Origin of the sequence: Bradyrhizobium sp. CCBAU 53338, assembly GCF_015291665.1 — a bacterium.
Taxonomy (GTDB): domain Bacteria; phylum Pseudomonadota; class Alphaproteobacteria; order Rhizobiales; family Xanthobacteraceae; genus Bradyrhizobium.
Map to the genome: position 1 here is coordinate 6,546,877 of NZ_CP030048.1, position 24,864 is coordinate 6,571,740.

The 24,864-nt window shown below is 64.4% G+C and carries 25 protein-coding genes and 1 pseudogene; 9 read left to right on the forward strand and 17 right to left on the reverse strand.

Annotation, left to right across the window (positions count from 1 at the left end):
• Window positions 1-106: 106 nt before the first annotated feature.
• The 4 genes from XH90_RS30715 (at window position 107) to XH90_RS30730 (ending at window position 4,428) form a co-directional block, all read left to right on the forward strand.
• Window positions 107-694, forward strand: coding sequence for a GNAT family N-acetyltransferase (locus XH90_RS30715; RefSeq protein WP_194477993.1), 588 nt, complete (start codon window positions 107-109; stop codon window positions 692-694).
• Between the two features lie 147 nt (window positions 695-841).
• Window positions 842-1,231 carry a RidA family protein gene (locus tag XH90_RS30720; protein WP_194477994.1) on the forward strand — a complete coding sequence of 130 codons (390 nt, stop codon included), beginning with the start codon at window positions 842-844 and terminating at the stop codon, window positions 1,229-1,231.
• A 45-nt stretch (window positions 1,232-1,276) separates the two neighbouring features.
• Complete coding sequence (locus tag XH90_RS30725) at window positions 1,277-2,719, forward strand: homospermidine synthase (RefSeq protein ID WP_194477995.1); 1,443 nt, start codon at window positions 1,277-1,279, stop codon at window positions 2,717-2,719.
• A gap of 101 nt (window positions 2,720-2,820) precedes the next feature.
• Window positions 2,821-4,428 carry a lyase family protein gene (locus XH90_RS30730; protein ID WP_194477996.1) on the forward strand — a complete coding sequence of 536 codons (1,608 nt, stop codon included), beginning with the start codon at window positions 2,821-2,823 and terminating at the stop codon, window positions 4,426-4,428.
• A 47-nt stretch (window positions 4,429-4,475) separates the two neighbouring features.
• Here the strand turns inward: XH90_RS30730 and XH90_RS30735 are convergent, their stop codons facing one another.
• The 10 genes from XH90_RS30735 to XH90_RS30780 form a co-directional block, all read right to left on the reverse strand.
• Complete coding sequence (locus tag XH90_RS30735; protein WP_194477997.1) at window positions 4,476-5,216, reverse strand: acetoacetate decarboxylase; 741 nt, start codon at window positions 5,214-5,216, stop codon at window positions 4,476-4,478.
• A gap of 115 nt (window positions 5,217-5,331) precedes the next feature.
• Complete coding sequence (locus XH90_RS30740; protein ID WP_194477998.1) at window positions 5,332-5,670, reverse strand: hypothetical protein; 339 nt, start codon at window positions 5,668-5,670, stop codon at window positions 5,332-5,334.
• Window positions 5,671-5,771: 101 nt separating this feature from the next.
• Window positions 5,772-6,491 carry an MgtC/SapB family protein gene (locus XH90_RS30745; RefSeq protein ID WP_194477999.1) on the reverse strand — a complete coding sequence of 240 codons (720 nt, stop codon included), beginning with the start codon at window positions 6,489-6,491 and terminating at the stop codon, window positions 5,772-5,774.
• A gap of 30 nt (window positions 6,492-6,521) precedes the next feature.
• A complete protein-coding gene (locus XH90_RS30750; RefSeq protein ID WP_194478000.1) occupies window positions 6,522-7,541 on the reverse strand; it encodes a WD40 repeat domain-containing protein in 1,020 nt (339 codons plus the stop codon).
• Window positions 7,541-8,584 carry a GTP-binding protein gene (locus tag XH90_RS30755; RefSeq protein ID WP_194478001.1) on the reverse strand — a complete coding sequence of 348 codons (1,044 nt, stop codon included), beginning with the start codon at window positions 8,582-8,584 and terminating at the stop codon, window positions 7,541-7,543. The genes XH90_RS30750 and XH90_RS30755 overlap by 1 nt, the downstream gene beginning before the upstream one ends.
• Window positions 8,585-8,641: 57 nt before the next feature.
• Complete coding sequence (locus XH90_RS30760; RefSeq protein ID WP_194478002.1) at window positions 8,642-9,505, reverse strand: metal ABC transporter substrate-binding protein; 864 nt, start codon at window positions 9,503-9,505, stop codon at window positions 8,642-8,644.
• Window positions 9,506-9,507: 2 nt separating this feature from the next.
• Complete coding sequence (locus tag XH90_RS30765) at window positions 9,508-10,377, reverse strand: metal ABC transporter permease (RefSeq protein WP_194478003.1); 870 nt, start codon at window positions 10,375-10,377, stop codon at window positions 9,508-9,510.
• Between the two features lie 6 nt (window positions 10,378-10,383).
• Window positions 10,384-11,139 carry a metal ABC transporter ATP-binding protein gene (locus XH90_RS30770; RefSeq protein WP_194478004.1) on the reverse strand — a complete coding sequence of 252 codons (756 nt, stop codon included), beginning with the start codon at window positions 11,137-11,139 and terminating at the stop codon, window positions 10,384-10,386.
• Between the two features lie 2 nt (window positions 11,140-11,141).
• Entirely contained in the window at window positions 11,142-11,402 is a 261-nt protein-coding gene (locus XH90_RS30775; RefSeq protein WP_194478005.1) for a hypothetical protein, read from the reverse strand.
• 250 nt (window positions 11,403-11,652) lie between these two features.
• A complete protein-coding gene (locus XH90_RS30780) occupies window positions 11,653-12,249 on the reverse strand; it encodes a superoxide dismutase (RefSeq protein ID WP_084808431.1) in 597 nt (198 codons plus the stop codon).
• A gap of 232 nt (window positions 12,250-12,481) precedes the next feature.
• Between XH90_RS30780 and XH90_RS30785 the strand changes: the two genes are divergently transcribed.
• Both XH90_RS30785 and XH90_RS30790 read left to right on the forward strand, forming a co-directional pair.
• Window positions 12,482-13,009, forward strand: coding sequence for a GNAT family N-acetyltransferase (locus XH90_RS30785; RefSeq protein WP_194478006.1), 528 nt, complete (start codon window positions 12,482-12,484; stop codon window positions 13,007-13,009).
• Window positions 13,010-13,109: 100 nt separating this feature from the next.
• Window positions 13,110-13,550 carry a DUF2147 domain-containing protein gene (locus tag XH90_RS30790; RefSeq protein WP_194478007.1) on the forward strand — a complete coding sequence of 147 codons (441 nt, stop codon included), beginning with the start codon at window positions 13,110-13,112 and terminating at the stop codon, window positions 13,548-13,550.
• Here the strand turns inward: XH90_RS30790 and XH90_RS30795 are convergent.
• On the reverse strand, window positions 13,547-14,698 hold the full coding sequence (locus XH90_RS30795) for a DUF3095 domain-containing protein (protein WP_194482864.1): 1,152 nt from the start codon (window positions 14,696-14,698) through the stop codon (window positions 13,547-13,549). The two genes, XH90_RS30790 and XH90_RS30795, sit on opposite strands and share 4 nt — an antisense overlap.
• Before the next feature lie 216 nt (window positions 14,699-14,914).
• Here XH90_RS30795 and XH90_RS30800 point away from each other — a divergent pair, with 216 nt between their 5' ends.
• Window positions 14,915-15,262: a ribbon-helix-helix protein, CopG family gene (locus tag XH90_RS30800; protein ID WP_194482865.1), complete on the forward strand. Its 348-nt coding sequence runs from the start codon at window positions 14,915-14,917 to the stop codon at window positions 15,260-15,262.
• 13 nt (window positions 15,263-15,275) lie between these two features.
• Here the strand turns inward: XH90_RS30800 and XH90_RS30805 are convergent, their stop codons facing one another.
• From XH90_RS30805 to XH90_RS30825, 5 genes are all read right to left on the reverse strand, one after another.
• The gene (locus XH90_RS30805) at window positions 15,276-15,506 is read right to left on the reverse strand and encodes a hypothetical protein (protein WP_371748275.1); all 231 of its coding nucleotides are present in this window, start codon (window positions 15,504-15,506) and stop codon (window positions 15,276-15,278) included.
• 127 nt (window positions 15,507-15,633) lie between these two features.
• Window positions 15,634-16,356, reverse strand: a complete 723-nt coding sequence (locus XH90_RS30810) for an SDR family NAD(P)-dependent oxidoreductase (RefSeq protein WP_194478008.1) — start codon at window positions 16,354-16,356, stop codon at window positions 15,634-15,636.
• Window positions 16,349-17,731: a class I adenylate-forming enzyme family protein gene (locus tag XH90_RS30815; RefSeq protein ID WP_194478009.1), complete on the reverse strand. Its 1,383-nt coding sequence runs from the start codon at window positions 17,729-17,731 to the stop codon at window positions 16,349-16,351. Before XH90_RS30815 ends, XH90_RS30810 begins: the two co-directional genes overlap by 8 nt.
• A complete protein-coding gene (locus XH90_RS30820; RefSeq protein ID WP_015688794.1) occupies window positions 17,718-17,963 on the reverse strand; it encodes an acyl carrier protein in 246 nt (81 codons plus the stop codon). The genes XH90_RS30815 and XH90_RS30820 overlap by 14 nt, the downstream gene beginning before the upstream one ends.
• A gap of 151 nt (window positions 17,964-18,114) precedes the next feature.
• The gene (locus XH90_RS30825) at window positions 18,115-19,929 is read right to left on the reverse strand and encodes a long-chain-acyl-CoA synthetase (RefSeq protein ID WP_194478010.1); all 1,815 of its coding nucleotides are present in this window, start codon (window positions 19,927-19,929) and stop codon (window positions 18,115-18,117) included.
• Window positions 19,930-20,189: 260 nt separating this feature from the next.
• Between XH90_RS30825 and XH90_RS30830 the strand changes: the two are divergent.
• Window positions 20,190-20,949: pseudogene (locus tag XH90_RS30830) on the forward strand (tripartite tricarboxylate transporter substrate-binding protein).
• Between the two features lie 60 nt (window positions 20,950-21,009).
• On the opposite strand, the gene XH90_RS30835 reads toward XH90_RS30830, so the two are convergent.
• Window positions 21,010-21,291, reverse strand: coding sequence for a DUF3551 domain-containing protein (locus XH90_RS30835; RefSeq protein WP_194478011.1), 282 nt, complete (start codon window positions 21,289-21,291; stop codon window positions 21,010-21,012).
• Window positions 21,292-21,717: 426 nt separating this feature from the next.
• Here XH90_RS30835 and XH90_RS30840 point away from each other — a divergent pair, with 426 nt between their 5' ends.
• Entirely contained in the window at window positions 21,718-24,852 is a 3,135-nt protein-coding gene (locus XH90_RS30840; protein ID WP_194478012.1) for an efflux RND transporter permease subunit, read from the forward strand.
• The last annotated feature ends 12 nt before the right edge of the window (window positions 24,853-24,864 follow it).

Below are 24,864 nucleotides of genomic sequence, written 5' to 3' on the forward strand. Positions count from 1 at the left end.
GAACCCGGGAGCCGGCTTGCCGGCTCTCCTCCTGACATTGCCATTCTGACGACGTCTTGAACCGGCGTGCCGCGCGCACGTCTGCTCGAGCGGGGACTGACGCACCATGACTGCTTTTCGGAAGCCACAAGTCGCCCTCACTTCGAAAGCCGCTCCGTTCGCGATCCGCAGCGAGCGTGCTGTCGACATCGCGATGCGTGAAGCGTTGCTGGATGCCTGCTTTGGCGAGAACCGCCATGACCGCACCTGCCAGCGCCTGCGCGATGGACGCGTGCCTGCCGCAGGCCTTGCCCTGTCGGCGATGCGCGAGGGCAAGCTCGTGGGAACCGTGCGGCTGTGGCATGTCAGCGCCGGAGGCAGGCCCGCTCTGGTCCTCGGACCATTGGCGGTGGACCCAGCCTTCCGCGAACTCGGGATCGGCGCCGCGCTGATGAATCAGGCGCTGGCCGCCGCCCGGGCGCGCGGGCATGACGCCGTGATCCTGCTCGGCGATGCGCCCTATTACGCCCGCTTCGGCTTCTCGGCCGAGAAGACCGGCGCATTGCTGCTGCCTGGCCCGTTCGAGCGCGAGCGCCTGCTGGCGATCGAATTCCAGACCGGCGCACTCGACGGCGCCGAAGGAATGATCGTCCCGACCGGCACGGCCCTGCCTAAACGGAGGGTAGTTCGCGCCCTCCAGGCGCACGCAGCCTAAGGGATTGCCATGATGGCGACGACCCAAGCCGCACCACGCGGCAACGCCCAGCCGCACCTGTTCCGAGCTCGTCCCTTTGGGGTTGCGTGAGCCGCGGAAACGCCGTTTAACCCCACGAAATCCCCCCATTCAGCCAAGGCCGAACCCATGTCCCGTCGCCTGATTTCCACCGGCTCCCCCTTCGAGAAGACCGCCGGCTACAGCCGCGCCGTGGTCGACGGCGAGTTCTGCTTCGTGGCTGGAACCACCGGCTACAACTACACGACGATGACGATGCCTGACGATGTCACGAGCCAGTCACGCAACTGCTTCAAGACCATCGAAGCGGCCCTGAAGGAGGGCGGCTTCGAGATGGCCGACATCGTCCGCGCGACCTATTACCTCACCGACGCCAAGGATGCAGACGAGCATTTCGCGGTCTGCGGCGAGGTCCTCGGCGAGATTCGCCCGGCTGCCACGCTTCTGGTCGTCTCGGCGCTCCTGAAGCCCGAGATGAAGGTCGAGATCGAAGTCACCGCCAAGCGCCGCAGCGCCTGATCAACCCACCAATTGTCCGCCAGCACGTTCCGGAGAAACCATCCCATGAGCCCTCCCTCGCAGATCTACGCGAAGATCACCGGTCCCATCGTCATGGTCGGCTTCGGCTCCATCGGCAAAGGCACCTTGCCGATGATCGAGCGGCATCTCGATTACGACAAGTCGCGCGTCACCGTGATCGACCCCAAGGACGAGGGCCGCAAGGCGCATTGCGAGAAGCAGAATGTGCGCTTCATCCAGAAGGCCGTGACCAGGGACAATTATCGCGAGTTGCTGACCCCGCTGCTCACCGAAGGCGGCGGCCAGGGCTTCTGCGTCAATCTCTCGGTCGATACCGGCTCGACCGACATCATGGAGCTCTGCAACGAACTCGGCGCGCTCTATATCGACACCGTCAACGAGCCCTGGCTCGGCTTCTATTTTGACTCGTCGAAGGGCCCGGAAGCGCGCTCCAACTACGCGCTGCGCGAAGTGACGCTGGCCGCCAAGCGGGCGCGCCCCGAGGGCTCGACCACGGCCGTCTCCTGCTGCGGCGCCAATCCCGGCATGGTCTCTTTCTTCGTCAAGCAGGCATTGCTCAACGTCGCCGCCGATCTGAAGCTCAACGCCCCCAAGCCGAAGACCAAGGCCGAATGGGCCGACCTGATGCGGCAGGCCGGCATCAAGGGCATTCACATCGCCGAGCGCGACACCCAGCGCGCAAAGAAGCCGAAGGAGCCTGACGTCTTCGTCAACACCTGGTCGGTGGAAGGTTTCCTGTCGGAGGGCATGCAGCCGTCGGAACTCGGCTGGGGCACCCATGAGAAATGGATGCCGGAGAATGCGCATACCCACGAGGCCGGCTGCGGCGCGGCCATCTATCTGATGCAGCCCGGCGCCAACACGCGCGTGCGCACGTGGTGCCCGACCCGCGGCGCGCAATATGGATTCCTCGTCACCCACACCGAGTCGATCTCGATCGCCGATTACTTCACGGTGCGTGACGCCTCCGGCAAGGCAATCTATCGACCGACCTGCCACTACGCCTATCATCCGGCCGACGACGCCGTGCTGTCGCTGCACGAACTGTTCGGCCGCGCCGGGAGGATGCAGGAGAAGCACCACATCCTCGAAGAGGACGAAATCGTCGACGGCATCGACGAGCTCGGCGTGCTGCTGTTCGGCCACGACAACAATGCCTACTGGTTCGGCTCGCAGCTCTCGATCGAAGAGACCCGCGCGCTCGCGCCCTACCAGAACGCCACCGCCCTGCAGGTCACCTCCGCCGTGCTCGGCGGCATGGTGTGGGCGCTGGAGAACCCGAACGAAGGCATCGTCGAAGCCGACGAGATGGATTTCGATCGCCTACTGGAAATCCAGCTGCCGTATCTCGGCCCGGTGAAGGGTTTCTACACCGACTGGACCCCGCTGACGGACCGTCCGGGACTGTTCCCGGAGGACATCGACACCAGCGATCCCTGGCAGTTCAAAAACATCCTGGTCCGCTGACAGGCGCACCTGTCCGAGTAGTAATGAACGGGAGGCTAATAGCCTTCCGCCAGCCCGGATGCTAACCAACCTCCCGGTCGCACGGCAACCGGGAGGTCCGCATGAAACTTATCGCCTGCATCGCGGGAGGAGTCAGTCTCCTGATCGCGTCCCACGCATTGGCCGCGGACACCGGTCAGTTACCCTGCAAGACCACGCAGGAATGCAACGAAAACGCCGCCAAGATCGGCGCCAACGCGCCCAGCGGCACGCAGCTCTCGACCAGCAAATCGGACGCGGCAGAGGACCAGTTCTACTGGCTCAACAAGATCAACAAGGCCTCCACCGTGATGCTGGTGGAGGAAGGCATCTTCCCGAAGCGCACCGGCCAGCTGATCGCCGGGGGCGTGGATTACGCGATCCGCCAGGCGCGTGAGCCCGATGGCAAGCGTCCGAGCGACGTCCTCCAGATCGAGAAGATCATGACCGACAAGGTCGGCGAGGAGGCCTCCGTCATCCATGCCGGGCGCAGCCGTCAGGACATGTACGCGACCTTTCGCGCCGCCAAACTACGGAACCAGACGCTGGATTTTGCCGATGCGTTGCTCGGCCTGCGTGCCAAGCTGCTCGCCAAGGCGGCCGACAATCTCGATGCCCTGATGCCCGGCTACACCAACGGCGTGCAGGCTGTGCCGATCACCTATGGTCATTACCTGCTGGCCTATGAGGAATCGTTCGAGCGCGACCAGCAGCGCATCAGCGAGGCCTATCGCCGGCTCAACCTCAGCCCGATGGGCGTGGGCGTCATGTCCGACTCGATCTGGCCGCTGAACCGCACGCGCCTCGCCCAGCTGCTCGGCTTTGACGGCATCGTCGAGAATTCGATGGACGCCAACCAGGTGATCCCATTCGACAACCAGCTCGAGGCCACCGCGATCGCCAATTCGGCCGCCATCCGCATCGGCGTGATGATGCAGGACCTGCATACGCAATACGCCGAAGTGCGACCGTGGCTATTGCTGCAGGAGGGCTCGACCTATACCAGCAGCTCGATGCCACAGAAGCGCAATCCGGGTCTGATCATGCAGGCCAGGATCGCCGCTTCCGATGTGGTGGGGCTGTCGGGGGCGGTCTCGATCCGCGCCCACAACGTCATGTCGGGAATGGTCGATTCCAAGGCCCAGTCCGAGGACATCGGCCTGTTCCCGCGGGCCATCAAGATGGTCACCGCGACCGACCGGGTGTTCGATGCGATCGTGGTCAACAAGGCCCGCGCCAAGGAAGAGCTGGAGAGCGACTGGACCTCGACAATGAACCTCGCCGAGCTGCTGTTGCAGGCGCACCAGATCCCGTTCCGCGTCGGGCATGGCTTTGCATCGCAGATGGTCAGCTATGCGCGGCCGCTGGATCTCACCCCCAAGACCATACCCTTCGGCGAAGTGACTGACCTCTTCGCCAAGACGCTCGCCAAATTCAACATGCCGGCGAGGGCCTTCCCGATGAGCGAGGCCGAATTCAGGGAGGTGATGTCACCGGAATGGATCGTGGCGCACACCAAGGGTGTCGGCGGTCCGCAGCCAGAGGAGACGGCACGCATGCTCAAGGTGGCCCAGCAGCGCCTCGATGCCGACAAGCTCTGGCTTGCCTCCCAGCGCGACAAGCTGGCGAAGGCCGATACCGCGCTCGATCAGGCGTTTGCGGCGCTCTTGCCGAACGGCGCGGCGCATTAGTCTAGCGGAGGACCGGGGCGCGTCATGCCGCGCCCCGCCCACTCACGTCACTTTGCCATGTAATCGAACGCCACGCTGCCGAGCCCGAGCGTCAGGTCCGCTTTGAAGTGCAGCGCCGAGACCACCTCGCGCACCGGCAGCCGGGCAACATCGCAGAGCGCGTGAGGAAACAGGCCGAGCGCGGCCGGGCCTGTCCAGGCTTCCTTCAGCGTGATGTCCTCCAGATGGAAGCGCACCAGCTCGCAAATTCGCGGTGAGCCGTCGACATGCGGGATGATCTTGAGGATGAAGTTCGGCGCCGTCATCGACTGCAGCACCACGTCATGGTCGATCTTGCGGTGCTTGTAGCCCATGGTCGCGGAGGCACAGAGCACCGAACCATAATGCAGCGAGCCGACCAGCACGTCGCTCTCGACCTCGATCTTCGGCCGCGCCAGCTTCTTCGGAAAGCCCCACAGCTCGCGGCCGCCGGCGATCGGACCTTCGTCGTCGAGATACATCGCGTGGGTGTAGGCGCCCTGTTCGCCCTTGAAGCGGACCGGGATCACCTGTCCGGTCTCTGTGTAGTCGCCGAAGCCGGTCGAGTCGGGCATGCGGATGAATTCGTATTTCACCACCGGCTCGGCCACCTCGAGCGGCTCGGGCACGATGGCGGCAAGGGCTTCGGGATCGGTCCTGTAGGTGATGATGAAATATTCGCGGTCGAAGAAGTGGTATGGCCCCGGTGGGAATGATGGGTTGGTGAGCGGCATCGAATATGCGGTACGGCGAACGTCTTCGATCTTCATGGGAGCCCCATCTGTCGTTGGTTCGACGGATTATGGAGCGAGCCGTGCGCCGAGGCGAGATCGTTAAATCGGCATCAGTTGTCACATACGTGTCAGAATACGCCTGCCGTCACGGCTACTTGACCTTGATCGGCGGCGCGATCTTCTCGGCCGGGGCCGGCGGCAGCGCCGGCTTGGTAGCCCCCGCCGCGCCTTGCGTCTGCGGATCGGGGCGCGCGGGCTCGGGAGCCGGCGTGGTCGGACGCTCACCGCCGGGTTTTGCCTCGGCGGGCGTCTTGTCCTGATCGTTGGATGGCGTGCCCTGCAGCGGCTGCGTTGCCTGTGCCAACTCCGTCCTGCTCTCGGCACGGATCTGGGCCAGCGACATCGCGGACACCAGGACGCCGGCTGCAAACAGCGAGCAGGCGATGGTGAGGTCGAGCTTCAGGTTTCGCTTGTCGTTTGGGCCGGGCATGTCGATCACCGCCTTTATCCAGGGAGATCAACGAATTTCCACGACTGCGGTTCCGTCCCTCGAAAGGCGGGAACCGCGCGCTCACGCGCCAAGGGCCACGACTATTCCGTCGTGCTGACTTCCCAGGTGGCGTGGCGTACGCCGGGCAAATGCTGGAGATCAGTCGCGACCGCATTCAGCTCGTTCGGATCGACCGCGGTCGCCACCAGCTTGGCGACGATTTCCAGGAGGTCGTCGTCTCCGATCTCGACCACGTCGACATCGGCCACGGGGTATTTGGCGGCTTCGAGCTTGTCGACGAGACGGTCGCGCATGTCGGGCAAGGCGTCGGTCGTGACCGCCAGTTTGAAGTAGTAGGTCGCCTCGAGCGCCTTCTCGTTCAGCGGAATGCGGTTGATGGCATTGACAAGCGGGCGCAGCATGGTGTTGCCGGCGATGACGAACACGGTCAGCGCCGCCGCCTGCGCGACCATGTCGGCGCCGGCGCAGGAGCCGACCGCGGCCGAGGCCCACAGCGTCGCCGCGGTGTTGAGGCCCCGTACGTCCATGCCCTGCTTCATGATGACGCCGGCGCCGAGGAAGCCGATGCCCGAGACGACATAGGCGATCACCCGCACGGCACCGTCCGCACCGGCCAGATGCATGGCGAGATCGACGAAGGCCGCCGCGCCAACCGCGACCAGCACGTTGGTGCGCAGGCCCGCGGTGCGTTGGCGATATTGCCGCTCGGCTCCGATCAGCGTGCCCAGCACAAAGGCCGCGAACAGGCTCACCAGCGTGTCGGCGAAATCAGCAAGCTGGAAGGTCGTCAGGAACCGCATGATTCCCTATACGGCCGGAACGATGACAGATCAAAGCTCCAGCAGACCGCCGTCCCCATTTTCGTCGGCGAAGGCGAGCAGCGTGCCCTTGGCATTCCAGGCGATCGCGGCGACCGGCGGGGTGCCGTTGCGGCGGACCAGGATCTCGGCGCCGTCCTCCAGACGCACCATCAGCACGGTGCCATCGCTGTAGCCGCAGGCCAGAATGTCGTTCTTCGGATGGCAGGCCACCACGGCCACACGGGCCTGAAGCGGCGCGAGCATCGCGGGCTCCTTGCCCATCGGGCCGTCCTTGCTGGCAAACGGCCAGATGATGACAGTGTCGGCGCCCGAGGTCGCCAGTCCCTTGCCGCCCGCGCTCCAGGACATCGAGCGGACGCGGCCGGGATAGCCGGTCATGCGCATGTGCCTGTTGTCCGCGAGCCTCCAACCGTGCAGCGCGGGCTCGTGCATCGCGGTGACCAGAAATTTGTTGTCCGGGCTGAAGGTGACGGCGTGATGCGAGCCGGCCCAGGGCAGGAATTCCGCCGATCCCTCCATGTTGGGAAACCACAGCGTGGCGCCGTTGTAGTGCGCGATCGCGAGTCGCAGGCCTTTCGGCGCGAACGCGAGACCGCCGACGGTCGAGGGCACGTCGAGGGACTTTTCCTCGGCCTTGCCGCTCTTGACGGTCGCCGTCTTGCCGGCGGACCACGCGAAGGCGCCATCCGGATGCAACGCGACGGCATCGATCCAGCGCCGCTTCGGATCGGTCGCGAGCAGCGTCGCCTCGCCCTTGGCATCGAGCGAGACGACCTTGCCGTCGTCGCCGCCCATGACGAGGCGCTTGCCGTCGGAAGCCGTCGACAGAATGCCGCCGCCGTGAACGGCAACGGTGCTGACCTCACCCTTCGCGTCGACGAACGCGACATTCTCCTCGCCGCCGACGAAGGCGGCGCGGGGCCCGAGGAAATGCACCGACGTGACGGCCATGCCGAGCGTCACGGGCTTGACGCGATCGGTGACGGAGACGATCGAGGCGGAATCGGGGGCCGGCGAAAACTCTTTCATCACGAGACGATGCAGCTCTCGAAGCCTTCGCGAATGGCCTTCTCCGGCAATTCGCGGCCGATGAAGACGAGGCGGCTCTCGCGCGGCTCGCCCTCCTTCCACTTCCGCTGGTGGTTGCCCTCCAGCATCATGTGGACGCCCTGGAAGACGTAGCGGTCGTCGTCGTCGTGGAAGGCGAGGATGCCCTTGGAGCGCAGGATCTTGCCGCCCTCGACCTGCACCAGGTTCTGGAGCCAGGGCATGAACACATTCGGATCGAGCGGCTTGTCGGTCTTGAGCGACAGGGACTGCATGTCCTCGTCGTGATAGTGCTTCAGGCCGTGGCCATGATCATGGTGGTGATGGTCGTGGTCGTGATGGTGGTGATGATCATGATCGTGGTCATCGGCCACGAGAAAGTCAGGCTCGATGTCGAGGATACGGTCGAGATCGAACGCACCGCGATCGAGCACGTCGGCCAGCGCCACCGAACAGCGCTCGGTGCGATGGAGTTTCGCATAGGGGTTGATGCCGCGGATGCGGGCCTCGACCTCGGCGAGTTCCGGCTTGGTGACGAGATCAGTCTTGTTCAGCACGATGACGTCGGCAAACGCGATCTGGTTCTTGGCCTCGGGCGCATCCTTGAGACGATCGGACAGCCATTTGGCGTCGGCGACCGTGACGACCGCATCAAGCCGCGCGTTCTTCTGCACGTCCTCGTCGACGAAGAAGGTCTGGGCGACCGGCGCGGGATCGGCAAGACCCGTGGTCTCGACGATGACGGCGTCGAACTTGCCCTTGCGCTTCATCAACCCGTCCATGATGCGGACGAGGTCGCCGCGCACGGTGCAGCAGATGCAGCCGTTGTTCATCTCGAACACTTCCTCATCGGCGCCGATGATGAGGTCGTTGTCGATGCCGATCTCGCCGAATTCGTTGACGATGACGGCGTATTTCTTGCCGTGGTTCTCCGACAGGATGCGGTTCAAGAGCGTGGTCTTGCCGGCACCGAGATAGCCGGTCAGGACGGTCACGGGAATTTTGGAGGCGGTCGCTTCAGGCATAACAACTCCGGATCGGGCTTTTCCGCGCGACGCGAGGCGGCGGGGTGGCCCCCTGCCCTAATGGTCAAGCGCGCTGGTCAGGGCCTTTATATTGTGCCTGACCATGTCAATGTAAGTGGGTGCAGGCCCCTTTTCGCCGGTCAAACCGTCCGAAATGAGGGTCCCGCCGACCTTTGCGCCGCTCTCGGCCGCGATCTGCCGGATCAGCCGGTCATCGCTGATATTTTCAAGAAATACCGCCGGGATTCTTTGGGCCTTGATCTGGCCGATGATGGCGGCGATGTCCCGCGCGCTCGGCTCGGTTTCGGTGGAGACACCCAGGGGGGCGATGAACTGAATGCCATATTCCGCAGCAAAATAGCCGAAGGCATCGTGGGTCGAGATCACCTTGCGCCGCTCGGGCGGGATCTTGGCGACGGCATCCCGGACCTCGCGGTCGAGGGCTTCGAGCCTTTCCTGATAGGTCTTGGCCTGGGTGCGAAAGAAGTCCGCATCATCCGGGTCGGTAGCGGCCAGCGCGTTGGCGACGTCGGTCACGTAGATCTTGGCGTTGGGGATGGATTGCCAGGCATGCGGATCGGCGGCCGAGCCGAGTTTCAGCGGCGCGATGCCGGCACTCGCGGTGACGACCTGCGCCTTGCTGCCGGAGGATTGCACGAGACGCGGCAGCCAGCCTTCGAGGCCGAGCCCGTTGACGACGACGAGTTTCGCCTCCGCGATGCGTTTCGCATCTGATGGCGCCGGAGTGTAGACATGGACGTCGCTGTCCGGGCCGACCAGGATCGTGACGTTGACCCGGTCGCCGCCAACATTCCGCACGAAATCGCCGAGGATCGAGAAGCTCGCGACCACATTGAGCCGCTCGGCGGCGTGCAGCGGCGAGGCGATCACCAAGAGCAAACAGAGGAGAATGCGCCGCATCGTCACGCTTCCAGATGGCGGCCCGGAAACATCTGCCGGACGATACCGCCTACGCGGCCGAACAGGACCGAGACGATGTAGAATACCGTCGCCACCAGAATGATCGCAGGGCCCGAAGGCACGCGGGTCTGGAACGACAGCACGAGGCCGGCATAGCCGGAGAGAGCAGCAGCGACGACCGCGATGCAGATCATCATTGTGAGATCGCGCGACCAGAACCGCGCAATGCCGGCCGGCAGGATCATCAGGCCCACGGCCAGCAAGGTACCAAGCGCCTGAAACCCGTTGACGAGGTTGATGACGACCAGTGCGAGGAAGGCGAGATGCGCGGGGCCGCCGGCACGGCTGACGGTGCGCAGGAACAGGGGATCGACGCTCTCGATCACCAGCGGCCGATAGATTACCGCAAGCACCAGCAGCGTCACCGTGGCGTTGAAGGCGACCACCAGCAGCGTCTGGTCGTCCATGGCGAGGATGTTGCCGAACAACACGTGCAGCAGGTCGATATTGGTGCCCTTGATCGAGACGATGGTGACGCCGAGCGCCAGCGAGGCCAGATAGAATGTCGCGAGCGAGGCGTCCTCCTTCAGCCCGGTCGAGCGCGCGACCACGCCGGCGAGGATCGCCACCGCAAAGCCCGCAATCAATCCTCCGGCCGTCATCGCGAACAGATTGAGGCCGGAGAGCAGGAAGCCAACGGCCGCGCCGGGCAGGATCGCATGCGCCATGGCATCGCCGACGAGGCTCATCCGGCGCAGCATCAGGAACACGCCGATCGGCGCACCCGCCAGCGAGAGCGCGATCACGGCGGCAAGCGCCCGCCGCATGAATTCGAACTCGGTGAACGGGCCGATCAGCGCGTCATGGATCATCTGGGATCACGCCGCTCGCGAGCTGACATCGTCGGCCGCGCAGGCCGCTGCGGTGTCGTCGAAGGCTTCGCACATCCGCATCGCGACCATCAGGTTTTCAGGCGTCAGCACCTCGGCCGTCGGTCCCCAGGCCACGGGGCCGCGCGCCAGTACCAAGGTCTCGCTGAAATGGGCACGTACCATCTCCATGTCGTGGAGCGCGGCGAGCACGGTGCGACCCTCGGCATGCCAGTGCTTCACCAGCGTAAGCAGATCGGCAATGGTCTTGCTGTCGATGGCGTTGAAGGGCTCGTCGAGCACGATCAGGCGCGCATCCTGGAGCAGCACGCGCGCGAACAGCACGCGTTGCATCTGCCCGCCGGAGAGCGTGCCGATCGGGCGGTTCTCGAACCCGTTGAGGCCGACGGAGGCGATCGCGCGAAGAATCTTCTCGCGGGCGACTTTGCCAATGCCGCCGAACAGGCCGGTCCCGCGCCACAGGCCGGTGCCGACGAAATCGAACACGGAGATCGGGAAGCTGCGGTCGATGTCCGCGCTCTGCGGCAGATAGGCGATGTCGCGGGCATCCAGCCCGCCGAGATGGATGCTGCCGTCGAGCGGCTTGAGAATGCCGACGATGCCGCGCAGCAGCGTCGACTTGCCGGCGCCGTTCGGGCCGATCACCGCGACCAGCGCGCCGGATGCGACCTCGCCATCGAGATGGTGCACGGCCGGGTGACGGTCGTAGCCGAGCGTGACGTTGTGAAAGTGTAGCGCAGCCATGGTCACCTCATCGCCAGCCAAACGATGCCCCAGAGCACGGCGCAGACGGCAACGGCGGCCGAGAGGCGGCCGGCCATCGTCATGCGCAGGATCGACCAGGGCGCGTCCTGGGCCGGGTGCGGCGAAGCCACATCGTGGACATGGGCGTGGGTGTGGTCGTGCCCGTGCGAATGCCCGGGCTCGTGGGAATGGCCGTGAGAGTGGCCAGACGAATGACCATGAGCGTGGTCGTGAGGATGGGCGGGGGACGCGGCGGGAACCATGCCAAGAACGTTATATTATAACATTACGCCTGTCCACGGGATGCTCAGGGCTTGCCGGTCGCCAGCGCGACGGCGGCCGCCGCGAACGGGAACGGGACGGCGCGAAGACGCCCCCCAGGTCAATTCCGCACAGCAAAAAGGCGGCCGCGCGAGCGACCGCCTTTGTTTCCCTCATTCCGGGGCAGCAAAGCCGAACTTTCGAGATCCCGGGTTCGATGCTTCGCATCGCCCCGGGATGACGGAGTGAACCTCACGCCTTCTCGAACAGGGACTCGACGTATTCCCAGTTCACGAGGTTCTCGACGAACGCCTTGAGATAATCCGGACGGCGGTTGCGATAATCGATGTAGTAGGAATGCTCCCAGACGTCGCAGCCGAGAATCGGGGTGGCGCCGTGCACCAGCGGATTCTCGCCGTTCGGGGTCTTGGAGATCTCGAGCTTGCCGTTCTTGACCTGGAGCCAGCACCAGCCGGAGCCGAACTGGCCGACGCCCGCCGCCTGGAAGTCGGTCTTGAACTTCTCGAAGCCGCCGAGGTCCTCGTTGATCTTCTTCTCGAGCTTGCCCGGCAGCTTGGTGCCACCGCCATTCGGCTTCATCCAGCTCCAGAAATGGATGTGGTTGTAGTGTTGGCCGGCGTTGTTGAACACCGCAGGATTCTTGCCGAACGAGCCCTTGACGATCTCCTCAAGGGACTTGCCTTCCCATTCGGTGCCCTTGAGCGCGTTGTTGCCGTTGGTGACGTAGGCCTGATGATGCTTGTCGTGGTGGAATTCCAGCGTCTCCTTCGACATGAACTGGCCGAGGGCGTCATAGGCGTAAGGGAGTGGGGGCAGCGTAAAGGTCATGGGTTCTTGTCCGCAACTGGTGGGGAACGTTCTAACGGTCACCCCTTATAGAAGGTTCCTGCGTCGTTAAATACCGCCAATTTGCGAAAAGCCATGACGCGATCGCGCGGGCTGATTGCACAACTTCGCCGCAGGCAAGCGCATGTTCACCGGATGTGCTGCAAAATATCATTGCCTTTGAAGCGCTTATGACAGAACGAATGCACCACCAGCCGGGACCCAAGGCAGAGCCATGAGCATCGAGATCGACATTTTGAACGGCGACGCCTCATGGCCGATCGCCAAGCCGCTGCATCAGGCGGTCTGGGGACCTGACATCGTCGCGAAGCTACCGTGGGGGCATGTGAAATGGGCCAATGCCGATCTGCGCGTACTGATCGAGACGCCGGCGGACGGCCTTGTCTGCCACGTCGGCATCTATTTCCGCACCGTCACCTGGAATGGGCAGAAGGTACATGTCGGCGGTATCGGCGGCGTCTGCACGCGCGAGGATCGCAGAAACCGCGGCTATGCGACCATGGCGATCGACGCCGCCGTGCACACCATGCGCGCCAACGAGGCGGTTCGTTTTGCGATCCTGTTCTGCGAGCCGCACAATGCCGCGTTCTACCAGGCCCGCAGCTGGCTGCCCTTCAAGGGCGAGGTCTATTGCGAGCAGCCCGAGGGGCGCATCCGCTTCGACGTCATGGCGCCCTACGTCTTCAACATCGTCCGAGCGCCGACGCTCGGCACGATCGACCTGTGCGGCCTGCCGTGGTGAAAGCTTCCTGAGGCAAATGCACGCAGGAATGTGATTCCATCAGGCGTTGCAGGATTCTGATTTGCTGCTATGGAGACGCCCTCCATTTCGAGGCCCGACCATGTCCCGCAGATTCATCTTCCTCTCCGTTCTCCTGGCGGCGTTCTCCGGCACCACGGTCGGGCATGCACAAGATGCCGACGCGAGCGGGACCTGGCTCACTCAGGCCGGCGATGCGCGCGTGAAAATCAGCAAATGCGGCGGCGGCATCTGCGGCCATATCGTCTGGCTGCGCGAGCCGATGGACACCGCGACCGGCCAGCCCGCGACCGACAGCAAGAATCCCAATCCCGCGCTCGCCAAGCGTCCGATGATCGGCTTGCCGCTGTTCTCCGGCATGCAGCCCACAAGCCCGAACAAATGGTCGGGCCAGATCTACAATGCAGACGACGGCAGCACCTATGCGAGCAGCGTCACCGTGACCGGCGCAGAGAGCTTGCGGGTCGAAGGCTGCGTCGGCGCACTCTGCGGCGGCGAGACCTGGACGCGGGCGGGACGCTAGCGCGCGGCTGCCATAGCCTTCAACGCCGTTGCCGCCGAAGCGTAGCCGCCGCGCGCACCGTCGATGAAGTGCACGTGATCGCTGCGCAGCGCCGAGGGGGTGAAGCAGGTCATCATTGCCGCATCCTGCTGATGAAGGCCGTAGCGCACGACGCCGTTGCGCGCAGCCGCCGCGAGGCGATCGCTCAGCGCGCGCTCGAGTTCCGGCGTGCAGTCGAGGATCATGCGCAGGCCGTCGTCATATTTGCGGAAGTCGGAATTCTCGACCACCTGGCGCTTGTAGACCTTTGGCAGGAAGCCGCCGACCTTGATGTCGAAGCGCATCAGGACATAGGCGAAGAACGTGAAGGCGAGCAGGCTGGCACGACGCTTGAACAACGAGCCGCCACGGATCGCCCGCGCCTCGTAGTCCAGCCCTTGCGGCGGCCATTTCAGCGGCGGTCCCTGCGGCGGCACCGGACGGCCCGCATCCGGACTGCGCTCGACGAGATGGATGATGTCCTCGATCACATTGCGGAACGCCTGCGGGTCGACGCCGGCAGCCGGCATCACCAGCACCGACAGGATCATCCCGCGCGAGGCCGGCATCACCTCGAAACGGCAGGACAGGCCGGATAGATCGGGCTGCGTTCCGGAGGGCGCTTCGGCAACGGCGAACTCGCCGCGCTTCATCGCCGCGTCGGCGAAGGCGAGCCCGCCGCCGGAGAACATCGCATACGACAAATTGGCCGACGGACCGAAGCGCGCGACGCGCACGTCGAGACCTTTCGCCCGGATGGCGCTGACCGGCACCAGCGCGACTCGCATTTTCAGGTCGAGGTCTTCCCGCACCCAGGTCGCGGTCGCGGCCAGCGCGTCGCGCGCCGCATCGAGATCGCCGGGTGCGACCGCAAAACTCGCACCGTCGCCGCCGAACACGAAGGGAAATTCGCGTCCCCCCAGCACATTCGTCACCGCCGCGATCACGGCGGCGCCGGCCATGTTGACCGCCTTGTAGCGCTGCGCCGCGATCGCCTTGGTGGAATCGACGATATCGGCGACGCCGATGCTCCAGTCCTCCGGCAGCGGCGAATAGAGTTTTGGCTCCATCAGGCTGGTGAAGCCGCGGAAGACAGGGATGCTGCCGTAGAAGGATTCGCCTGAGATCATCGCGTGGTGCCGGATGGTTGGAAAGCTCACGTACGAACGAGATACGTGGCAGGATCGATCGGGGTTCGCCTGGGCGGTCCTTTCGAGGCCCCGATCATTGGCCGAAATGGCGCCCGACAACAAGGTCGCGCCGCGCCGCTATGCCGCACATTGTCATTGATCGGAGTCAAACAGCGGCTCTGGGATCAGGCCTACGCTCTCAAACTCTCAGAGGCGTTGCACGGGATCATCGAGGTGCCTGACATCATCAGTGCCGTAAAACTGCCGGAACGGCTGACCGCGGCCATCGACGCCTGGGCCCGGGCTCGTCACCTCTCGCGCTCGGACGCGATCTACCAGCTCCTCGAACTGGGTCTGAAGCTCGCCCCCGCGATGCCGGCATCGCCCGAGATCACGATCACATCGGATGCCGCCAGGATCGAAGAAATCGCGGTGCATGAAATCGAGGGGCTGCTCGATCCGGCTCTCCCCGCGGACGAGCGCGAGCGCCGCATTCGCCGCCTCACCGAGGGACCTCCCGAATTCTCCCACGAGCGGATTGATCTGCCGAAACAGCAGACGTGAGCGCCGATACGCGCTAATGCAGCTTCTCGTGCTGGCGCTTGCGCAAGCCTGGCGACGGCGCGTCATGACAGCCGATCAGCCGCACGAATTGCTGCGGATACATTTCATAGCCATGACCACCGGAGTTTTGATGCGACATCGGCGGGCAACGCGCCTCGTCCAGCTTCGCAGACGACGGCTCCGCAGGTGTCCCGCCCTGATTTGCAACGGTGACGTTTGACGTGACCATATTTTGAGAAGCCATGGACTGCTCCCTGTCGGTTAGGGCAGTTCGATTGACGTAACCCAATCGATGACGAAACATCTTACGACCAAATCCGGCCCGATGTCATTGTGCCGAATCAACCCGATTGCGATGGCAGAGTTCCGCCTTATGCCGTATTGCCGGCGTCGATCGTGAACACCGTGCCGGTGACGTTGCGACCGCCCTCGCCGAGCAGATATTCCACCATGCGCGCGACGTCATCAGTCTCCGGCAGGCGGCGCAGCGCACTGCGGCCAGCGATGCGCTTGCGGCCATCCTCGGAGAGATTGTGCGTCAGCTCGGTATCGATGAAGCCGGGCGCGATCGCATTCACGGTTATGCCGAGCTTGCCGACCTCGCGCGCGAGCGAACGCGTGAAGCCGGTCGCCGCAGCCTTGGTCGCACCATAGACCGAGAGGCCGTTATAGCCCGTCGTCGCGATGATCGAGGAGATGTTGATGATGCGGCCTGCGCCATCGGCCATCATCTGCCGCGCGACATATTTCGTGAGGATGATCGGCGACAGCACGTTGAGCTGCACCAGCGCCTCGATCTCCGAATTGTGCATGGTCGCGAGCAGGCCCTCGGTGCCGAGGCCGGCATTGTTGACGAGGCCATAGGTCGGACCGAACTCGTCGCGCACCAGCTTTGCGAACGCCGGAATCGCATCGATCACGGCGAGATCGCAGGCACGGAAATGCAGGCGCCCATCCGACTCCGCGATCGCGGCTTTGAGCTCGTCGGTCTCGCGCCGCGCCGCCGCAATGACGTTGTAGCCGGCGCCGACCAGGCGCTTTCCGATCGCAAGGCCAATGCCGCGGCTGCCGCCGGTGACGAGAACATTATGCATCGGTGCGTGCCAGTTTACCGGCCGGGGTGACGTCGAGGGCCTCGACGAAGCGGATCACCGCCGGCACCTTGTGCGAGGCCAGCTGCGAGCGACACTGATCAAGGATCTGGTCGCGGATCTCCTTCGCCCGGGCCTGATCGGTGCCTTCGGCGAGAATCACGTCGGCGACGACGATGCCCCCGGTGATCGGGCTGCGCCGCGACTTCGCGCGCGACATCCGCACGTCCGGGTGACGGTTGATCGCCGCTTCGATCTCTTCTGGATGAACCTTCAGCCCGCCGATATTGATGATGCCGCCGCGGCGGCCGACGAAATAATAGCGGTCGCCCCGCAACTCGACGATGTCGCCGCTGTCGACGAACCCGTCGCCATCGGTGAGCGCGGCGGCGTTACGGCCGATATAGGCGTGCGCCGTGCGCGTCGAGCGAATGCGCAGCGAGCCGTCGACGACCTTCATCTCGACGCCGTTGCGGTTGCCGAGATAGTCGGCCGGAAAACCTTCAAGCCCGTCATTGACCGCGAAGCCGACGCCCGCCTCGGTCGAGGCATAGGCGTGCCCGACGGAGGAATTGGGGAAAGCCGCCTTCAGCCCGTCGAGCACCGCCTGGTCGGCGATCTCGCCGGAGAGACGAACATAGCGAGGAGCGAATTGCGCGGCCGAGCCGCTCATCAGGAGCTTGCGCCAGTGCGAGGGCGTACCGGAGATGTGGGAGACGGCGCGCGCATTCAGCCGCGCGACGTGATCGGCCAGCGCCTCGTGCGGGTCAGACAGCACCATCGAGCCGCCGGAGACGATGGCGCGGAGGAAGATCTGCAAGCCGCCATAGCGGCGAATGTCGTAGAACGTCGCCCAGACCGGCGCGGGTCCCTTTGCGGGACCTTCAGCGACGATGGCGCCGGTGAGCGCTTCCAGCGTGTGACCGACGATTTTCGGCACGCCTGATGTGCCGGAGGTTAGCATCAGCCATTCCGTGGCGCGCTCTGTCCTGGCAGGCGCCGTCGCCTGGAGCGGTAATTGTGCGGTGACGACCAGCGACACGCCGGTCCCCGCCCAGCAATCGGGCTCGTCGGTGACGACGGCGTCGATCCCGGCATCGGCGATCAGCGCCTCCAGATGCGCGGGGTTGAGATCCGGCGGGCACAGCAGCATGCGACGGGCGATGCCGTCGAGCTCGATCATGGCAACGCCCGACCGGAGCTGGTCCGACAGCTTGAGCAGGACGGCGCGGCCGGACAGCTCGCGCAGGCGGCCACCGAGAACCGTCTGCGACAGGATGTCGGTCAGCGACACCACATGGTGCGCGTCCGACAGCGTCCGGTCTTTCAGTTCCGCGCCGAGATGGTCACGGAGCGCAAAAATCTCACGCGGGGACATTTTCGTAGGCCCGCACGAAATCGCCAACCGTGGCGGGGAACGCTGCGTCCTCGGAAATGGTGAAGGGGTCGACGCCGGTCTCGTCCTCGAGACGCGCGACCAGGATGGCGAAGGCGAGCGAGTCAAAACCCGTCTCGTGCAGGGACAAATCGTCCGAGAGGGCGGGAAGCGTGACGTGCTGCTCTTTGGCGATCTGCTGGATCGCCTCGATGACTTTAGACCTGACCGACATGGCTTTCTCGCCTCTTGCTTAGTTAACCAACCGTGTTTCTTGCGGCGGCTCTCGAAGACCGCCTCCCATGGCCGCTTGTTTACCGGACAGAAGTAAATGCCCTCTTGGACAATTCAGATAAAATTGGACCTATCTGCCGATTTTGGCGCGGCTACAGCCTGATCGCACCGTCCTCGATCTGCGCAAATACTTCGGGATCGAGGGCGACATAGGCGCCGAATTTCGGCTCGAGCATGAACATCGGGTCCGTCACCGCCCCGGGATCGAAGCCCTCGCGGGCAAGTTCACCCTTCTTCTGCTTGAACGTCTCGGTCGCATCGAGCTCGCGCGAGATGCGAATGAAAACGGGACGGGCGTAGGCCGGCAGGCGCTGTGCGAGATGCGCAGGCAAGGCCGCGATATCAAATCCCTCGTTCACGACGATCGCGCTCATGCCGGCGCGGCCATCCGTGCCGGGAATGCTGACGCCGTAGGTGGTGGCATCGACCACGCCGGTGAAATCGCGCACGGCGTCGTTGACTTCCGAGGTCGCGACGTTCTCGCCCTTCCAGCGAAAAGTGTCGCCGATGCGATCGACGAAATGGAAGAAGCCTTTGTCGTCGAGCCGCATCAGATCGCCGGTGCGGAACCAGGCATCACCCTTGGCAAAGACATCGCGCAGGATCTTCTTCTCGGTCTCGCCGGCATCGGTGTAGCCCTCGAAGCGGCCACCGCCCTCGTCTGCCCTGCCGATGCGGCCGATGGCCTCGCCAGCCTCACCGCGGGCGCAGGCGATGCAAAAGCCCTCGACATCGCGCAGGGGCGCCCCGGTATCCGGATCGAGCCTGACGAGGCCGGCAGGAAAGCGATGCGCCAGCATCGGCGGGATGCGGCCGATCGCACCCGGCAGGCCCTCGACGTTGAACAGCGAGAAATTGCCTTCGGTCGCGGCATAGAATTCGAGAATGCGGGGAATGGCGAAGCGGCCCTGGAAATCCTCCCAGATGTCGCCGCGCAGGCCATTGCCGCAAACCATCCGCAGACGATGGCGGTTCTCGTATTCCGACGGCGGCGCCTTGAGCAGGTAGCGGCAGAGTTCGCCGATATATTGAAACAGCGTGCAGTCGTGCCGGACGATGTCGGACCAGAAATTCGACGTCGAAAACTTCTCCGCGATCACCACCGAGCCGCCGGCGGCCAGCATGCTGCACGGCGCGACAATGCCGCCGACCGAGTGAAACAGCGGCAGGCAATCATAGAGCCGGTCCTGCGGCGTCGCGCCGGTGAGGCCGGCAAACCAGAAACCCCAGTTGAGAATTCGGCGGTGGCTGATGCTGGCCGCTTTCGGCAGTCCCGTCGTGCCTGAGGTGTAGATCAGCAGCGCGCGATCATCGATGGCGACGCCACCGTGCTCCTCCGGCGACAGCGCCCCGTCATCGAGCGCGGCGAGCGCCACGTCGATCGCACGCTCGCTGCGGGCATCGCCGTGGGTCCAGATTTCTGCACTTGTCTTGAGATGCGACGTTGCGCTCGCCAGCGTCGCGGCGAGATCATGCGCGACGATGATGTGAGAGGGCTTTGCGACATCGATGCAATGCGCGAGAGATTTCCCGACGAGCTTGGTGTTGAGCAGCGCCACCACGCCGCCGACACGGCTGATCCCGAGCCAGGCTGCGACATAATCGACGCCGTTCGGCATGATCAGGCCGACGATGTCGCCCTTGACGACGCCAACCGAACGCGCCCAGCGCGCGTAACGATTGATGCGCTTCGACAGGCCGTCATAGTCGAGTGCCGCGTCATCCGTGACCAGCGCGACACGGTCGGGCTGACGCCGCGCCCAGTCGTCGATGACGTCCGCGAACAGGCGGCCCGGCAGCGTCTCGATCCGTGCGGTCAGTTCGATCGCCTTCAGCCAGATCTTCGAAGCCGAGGGCGCGCGCGCGGCTCTGGGTTGCTCGATGACGCCGGTTGTCATGCCGTTCATTCTTTCGGACGGTATCTGCTTGTTGCCGGCAGCTTAGCCCGCGCGTCCTGCCCAGGTGTTAAGAGACAAGGTAAAACTCGGTTAGCTCTCGATTAACTGCAATCATCCTTTACCAAGCGGATGGGAACGGCGCGCGACCTCGCGCAATTCTTGCGATAGCAAATCCAGTCATTCGGGCACGCTGCGCGTGCCCCCTCGCCTCGCGCGAGATGAACTGGAGGCGACAATGATTCCTTCAGACCGCGACCTGCGCCGCGGCTGTGCTCGTAGCGCCGCGCGCCTTTGCGATCGGCAACCCGTCCTATCCTTCGCGCAGCGTGAAATGGGTGGTTCCTTACGCACCGGGCGGCGCCACGGACGTGCTGTCGCGGCTGATCTGCCAGCGCCTGTCCAACCGGCTTGGGCAAACCAATGTGGTCGAGAACAAGCCAGGCGCCGGCAGCAATATCGGAACCCAGGCCGTGATCGCGCCCGCACCGGACGGATACACGTTGTTGCTGACCTCGACCGCGAACGCGATCAATGCCTCGTTCGATCCGGCCCTGCCCTATGATTTCGCCAAAGGCATCGCACCGGTCGCCGGCGTCGCACGCATTCCGCTGGTGCTGGTCGTCGACAACGATTTGCCGGTGAAGAACGTCGCGGACTTCATCGCCTATGCCAAGGCCAATCCCGGCAAGATGTCGATCGCCTCCTCCGGCATCGGCACGTCGTTGCATCTCTCCGGCGAGCTGTTCAAGTCGATGGCCGGTGTGCCACCGATCGCGGACACGCTGTCCAGCTACGAGACTTCATCCTTCTACGGCGCCGGCGCGCCCTACGACACGCCGCGCGAGATCGTCGACCTGCTAAATCGCGAGGTCGACGCGGCTTTATCCGATCCCGAGATCAAAGCCCGCATCGCCGAACTCGGGCGCGATCCCGCTTCACGGCAAGGCCGGCGAATTCGGTGGCATGCTCACCGCCGAAACCGAGCGCTGGCGCAAAGTGGTCGAGCTGTCGGGGATCAAGAAGGAATAGCTTGCTGCTTTTGCGCGCTAAGCAAGCTGGTGGTTACCCCGTACGACGCATCCCGGTCCGTCAATATACCTTCTTGTGACGCCTGCGCGGCGGGGGCGGCGGCTCGTCGAAAGCGTAGTAGGGATTGAGGTCGCAGCTGGCCGCGAGGCCCGATGCCGTGGCGCGGCACTGCGGCAGCGACGTGAAGGAGCAGTCGAACCAGTTGGCGCCGCCCCCACTGGGGCCGCCGCCCGCATAGACGTGCATGCACACCGGATAACGCGGATCGTAGGTCTGGGCGCTGGCATCTGCCGCGACGAACAGCGTGGCAATGGCTGTGATGGTCAGGAGAGGCAGGCGCATCGGACATTTCCTCGAATCGGTAGCGACGGCAGGCGTTATGCTATTTCGATATGGCACAGCAGCGCGGAAGAAGCGATCGTTCCTATTCATACCTCTCCCGCTTGTGACACGCACCAAAAAACGATGCGACACGGCGCCTTAACTGACTGAAACCGCAAAGGCGCTCCTTGGGCGATCTGCACTCAATGCATATCTCGCGACAACAATCCTTCGACAAAGGTCGCACGCCACCGGCGCAGGAAACCATTCGCAGGCCTGGGCGAACCGACTAGTCTCTCGATGACAACGCCGGCCCCGGAGCGATGACGTTCCGGGGCATCGAAAAACATACGGGCTGAAGGAAACGCAGATTCGCTCTCGATCTCTCGAGTGCGGCTCCGCCGTACGCGGCGAGAAGATGCGCTCGCCGGTCTGTGGGCTCAGGGCATGCAAGAGAGTATCTCGTCTCCATTTATCCGCTATCCAATCGGCACCTCGCTGCTGATGGCGGGCATCTTGTTCGTAGGCCTCGTGGCCTACCCTCTGCTGCCGGTTGCGCCGCTGCCGCAGGTCGACTTTCCGACCATCCAGGTTTCCGCCTCGCTCCCGGGCGGCAGCCCGGAAACCATGGCGTCCTCCGTGGCGCAGCCGCTGGAGCGCCAGCTCGCGCAAATCCCCGGCATCACGCAGATGACCTCGACGAGCTCGCTCGGCTCGGCATCGATCACCATCCAGTTCGATCTCAATCGCCTGATCGATGCCGCCGCCAACGACGTGCAGGCCGCGATCAACGCCGCGGGCGGCCAGTTGCCGAAGAACCTGCCCTCACCCCCGACCTACAGAAAGGTCAACCCGGCGGATTCGCCGATCATGATCCTGTCGGCGACCTCCGACACGCTGCCGCTGACCACCGTCAGCGACCGTACCGACGCCCAGCTCGCGCAGCAGATCAGCCAGATTCCCGGTGTCGCCCAGGTGTTCGTCGGCGGACAGCAGAAGCCCTCGGTCCGCATCCAGATCGACCCGGCCAAGCTGGTCGCCAAGGGACTTTCGCTGGAGGACGTGCGCAGCCAGATCGCGATCGCGACCACGGACAGCCCCAAGGGCAGCATCGACGGCGCCCGGCGCGCCTATACGGTCTATGCCAACGACCAGCTGCTCGAGGCCGCGCAGTGGCAGGATGTGATTATCGCCTATCGCAACGGCGCGCCTTTGCGGATTCGCGACATCGGCGAGGCGGTGTCGGGTCCGGAGGACATGAAGACCGCGGCCTGGGCCGACGGCAAGCGGGGCGTGTTCCTGGTCATCTTCAAGCAGCCCGGCGCCAACGTCATCGAGACGGTCGACCGCATCAAGCAGAAGCTGCCGCGGCTCATCGCGGCGATCCCGCCGGCGATCGGCATCAAGATCATCAGCGACCGCACCATCACCATCCGCGCCGCGGTCGATGACGTGCAGATCACGCTCCTGATCACCATCGTTCTGGTGGTGATGGTGATCTTCATCTTCCTGCGCAGCTTCTGGGCCACCATCATCCCGAGCATCACGGTACCGCTGGCGCTGCTCGGCGCCTGCTCGCTGATGTGGGTGTTCGGCTACTCCCTGGACAATCTCTCGCTGATGGCGCTGACCATCGCGGTCGGCTTCGTGGTCGACGACGCCATCGTGATGCTGGAGAACATCACGCGCTATGTCGAGCAGGGCGAAAACCCTGTTACCGCCGCCTACAAGGGTGCAGCCGAGATCGGCTTCACCATCGTTTCCATCAGCATTTCGCTGGTCGCCGTGCTGATCCCGCTGCTGCTGATGGGCGGCATCATCGGCCGGCTGTTCCGCGAATTCGCGGTGACGCTGTCGATGGCGATCTTCGTCTCGCTCGTGGTTTCGCTGAGCCTGACGCCGATGATGGCCTCACGCTTCCTGCGTTCCGACCACGAAGCCCGCCACGGTCGCTTCTACCAATGGAGCGAGCGGCTGTTCGAGCGCCTGCTCGGCGCCTATGAGCGCGGGCTCGACCTCGCGCTGCGGCACAGCCTGATCACGCTCTGCGTTTTCTTCGCCACCGTCGCGCTGTCGGGGCTGCTATTCGTCCTGATCCCCAAGGGCTTCTTCCCGCAGCAGGACAACGGCTTCCTCACCGCCGTGTCGGAGATGCCCCAGGATATCTCCTTCGCCGAGATGAAGCGGCGGCAGGAGGAGCTCAATGCCATCGTGCAGGCCGACCCTGCAGTCGATTCCATCGCGATGTTCATCGGCGGCGGCGGCACGGCGCTGAATTCCGGGCGCATGTATGTCACACTCAAGCCGATCGGGGAGCGCGACGCCAATGCACAACAGATCATTGCGCGGCTGCGACCGCAGCTCGCCAAGGTCGAAGGCGCACGGCTCTACATGCAAGCCTCGCAGGATGTACGGCTCGGCGGACGCGCCACCCGCACCCAGTTCGAGTTCACGCTCCAGGACGCCAATCTTGCCGAGCTGAACGCCTGGGCGCCGAAGATCCTGACGGACATGAAAGGCCTGCCGGAGCTTCGCGACGTCGCCACCGACCAGCAGACCGAGGGCACGACCGTACAGCTCACGATCAATCGCGACACCGCCGCGCGTTATGGCATCCAGCCACAGTTGATCGACGACACGCTCTACGACGCCTTCGGCCAGCGCCAGGTGGCGCAATATTTCACGCAGACCAACAGCTATCACGTCGTGCTCGAGATAACCCCGGCGCTGCAAGGCAAGCTCGACACGCTCGACAAGCTCTACATCAAGTCACCGCTGACCGGCGACGAGGTCCCGCTCTCGGTCGTCTGCAGCTGGAACAACGAGCCGGTGCGACCGCTCGCGATCGCGCATCAGAGCCAGTTTCCGGCCGTGACGATCAGCTTCAACCTTGCCGAGGGTATCGCGCTCGGACAGGCGACCGCGGCCGTGATGCGCGCGGTGAACGAGATGGGGGCGCCGCCGACGCTGTCGATGAGCTTCCAGGGAACGGCACAGGCATTCCAGCAGTCGCTCGGCACCGTGCCGATGCTGATCCTCGCCGCGCTCGTCGTGGTCTATCTGGTGCTGGGAGTGCTCTACGAGAGCTACATCCACCCGCTGACCATCCTGTCCACACTGCCCTCCGCCGGCGTCGGAGCAATCGCGATCCTGATGGTCTTCGGCTTCGATTTCAGCCTGATCGCCCTGATCGGGGTCATCCTTCTGATCGGCATCGTCAAGAAGAACGGCATCATGATGGTCGACTTCGCCATCGTCGCCGAGCGCGAGCAGCACCTGACGCCGGAGCAATCGATTCGCCAGGCCGCGCTGCTGCGCTTCCGACCGATCATGATGACCACGATGGCAGCATTGCTCGGCGGCGTGCCCCTGATGCTCGGCACCGGCACCGGCGCCGAGATCCGCCAACCGCTCGGCTATGCCATGGTCGGCGGCCTCATCGTCAGCCAGGCGCTGACCCTGTTCACGACCCCCGTCGTCTACCTCTACCTCGACCGCCTCTCCAACACGCTGTCACGCTGGATGGAGAGGAAGCCGGTGGTGGAGAAAGAGGGCGAGGAGCAGAAGGACGCGGCGGAGTGAGCAGGGCCCGCG

Coding starts and splice junctions, on each gene's coding strand:
- XH90_RS30715 (WP_194477993.1), top strand. CDS start 107: ATGACTGCTTTTCGGAAGCCACAAGTCGCCCTCACTTCGAAAGCCGCT.
- XH90_RS30720 (WP_194477994.1), top strand. CDS start 842: ATGTCCCGTCGCCTGATTTCCACCGGCTCCCCCTTCGAGAAGACCGCC.
- XH90_RS30725 (WP_194477995.1), top strand. CDS start 1,277: ATGAGCCCTCCCTCGCAGATCTACGCGAAGATCACCGGTCCCATCGTC.
- XH90_RS30730 (WP_194477996.1), top strand. CDS start 2,821: ATGAAACTTATCGCCTGCATCGCGGGAGGAGTCAGTCTCCTGATCGCG.
- XH90_RS30735 (WP_194477997.1), bottom strand. CDS start 5,216: ATGAAGATCGAAGACGTTCGCCGTACCGCATATTCGATGCCGCTCACC.
- XH90_RS30740 (WP_194477998.1), bottom strand. CDS start 5,670: ATGCCCGGCCCAAACGACAAGCGAAACCTGAAGCTCGACCTCACCATC.
- XH90_RS30745 (WP_194477999.1), bottom strand. CDS start 6,491: ATGCGGTTCCTGACGACCTTCCAGCTTGCTGATTTCGCCGACACGCTG.
- XH90_RS30750 (WP_194478000.1), bottom strand. CDS start 7,541: ATGAAAGAGTTTTCGCCGGCCCCCGATTCCGCCTCGATCGTCTCCGTC.
- XH90_RS30755 (WP_194478001.1), bottom strand. CDS start 8,584: ATGCCTGAAGCGACCGCCTCCAAAATTCCCGTGACCGTCCTGACCGGC.
- XH90_RS30760 (WP_194478002.1), bottom strand. CDS start 9,505: ATGCGGCGCATTCTCCTCTGTTTGCTCTTGGTGATCGCCTCGCCGCTG.
- XH90_RS30765 (WP_194478003.1), bottom strand. CDS start 10,377: ATGATCCATGACGCGCTGATCGGCCCGTTCACCGAGTTCGAATTCATG.
- XH90_RS30770 (WP_194478004.1), bottom strand. CDS start 11,139: ATGGCTGCGCTACACTTTCACAACGTCACGCTCGGCTACGACCGTCAC.
- XH90_RS30775 (WP_194478005.1), bottom strand. CDS start 11,402: ATGGTTCCCGCCGCGTCCCCCGCCCATCCTCACGACCACGCTCATGGT.
- XH90_RS30780 (WP_084808431.1), bottom strand. CDS start 12,249: ATGACCTTTACGCTGCCCCCACTCCCTTACGCCTATGACGCCCTCGGC.
- XH90_RS30785 (WP_194478006.1), top strand. CDS start 12,482: ATGAGCATCGAGATCGACATTTTGAACGGCGACGCCTCATGGCCGATC.
- XH90_RS30790 (WP_194478007.1), top strand. CDS start 13,110: ATGTCCCGCAGATTCATCTTCCTCTCCGTTCTCCTGGCGGCGTTCTCC.
- XH90_RS30795 (WP_194482864.1), bottom strand. CDS start 14,698: ATGATCTCAGGCGAATCCTTCTACGGCAGCATCCCTGTCTTCCGCGGC.
- XH90_RS30805 (WP_371748275.1), bottom strand. CDS start 15,506: ATGGCTTCTCAAAATATGGTCACGTCAAACGTCACCGTTGCAAATCAG.
- XH90_RS30810 (WP_194478008.1), bottom strand. CDS start 16,356: ATGCATAATGTTCTCGTCACCGGCGGCAGCCGCGGCATTGGCCTTGCG.
- XH90_RS30815 (WP_194478009.1), bottom strand. CDS start 17,731: ATGTCCCCGCGTGAGATTTTTGCGCTCCGTGACCATCTCGGCGCGGAA.
- XH90_RS30820 (WP_015688794.1), bottom strand. CDS start 17,963: ATGTCGGTCAGGTCTAAAGTCATCGAGGCGATCCAGCAGATCGCCAAA.
- XH90_RS30825 (WP_194478010.1), bottom strand. CDS start 19,929: ATGAACGGCATGACAACCGGCGTCATCGAGCAACCCAGAGCCGCGCGC.
- XH90_RS30835 (WP_194478011.1), bottom strand. CDS start 21,291: ATGCGCCTGCCTCTCCTGACCATCACAGCCATTGCCACGCTGTTCGTC.
- XH90_RS30840 (WP_194478012.1), top strand. CDS start 21,718: ATGCAAGAGAGTATCTCGTCTCCATTTATCCGCTATCCAATCGGCACC.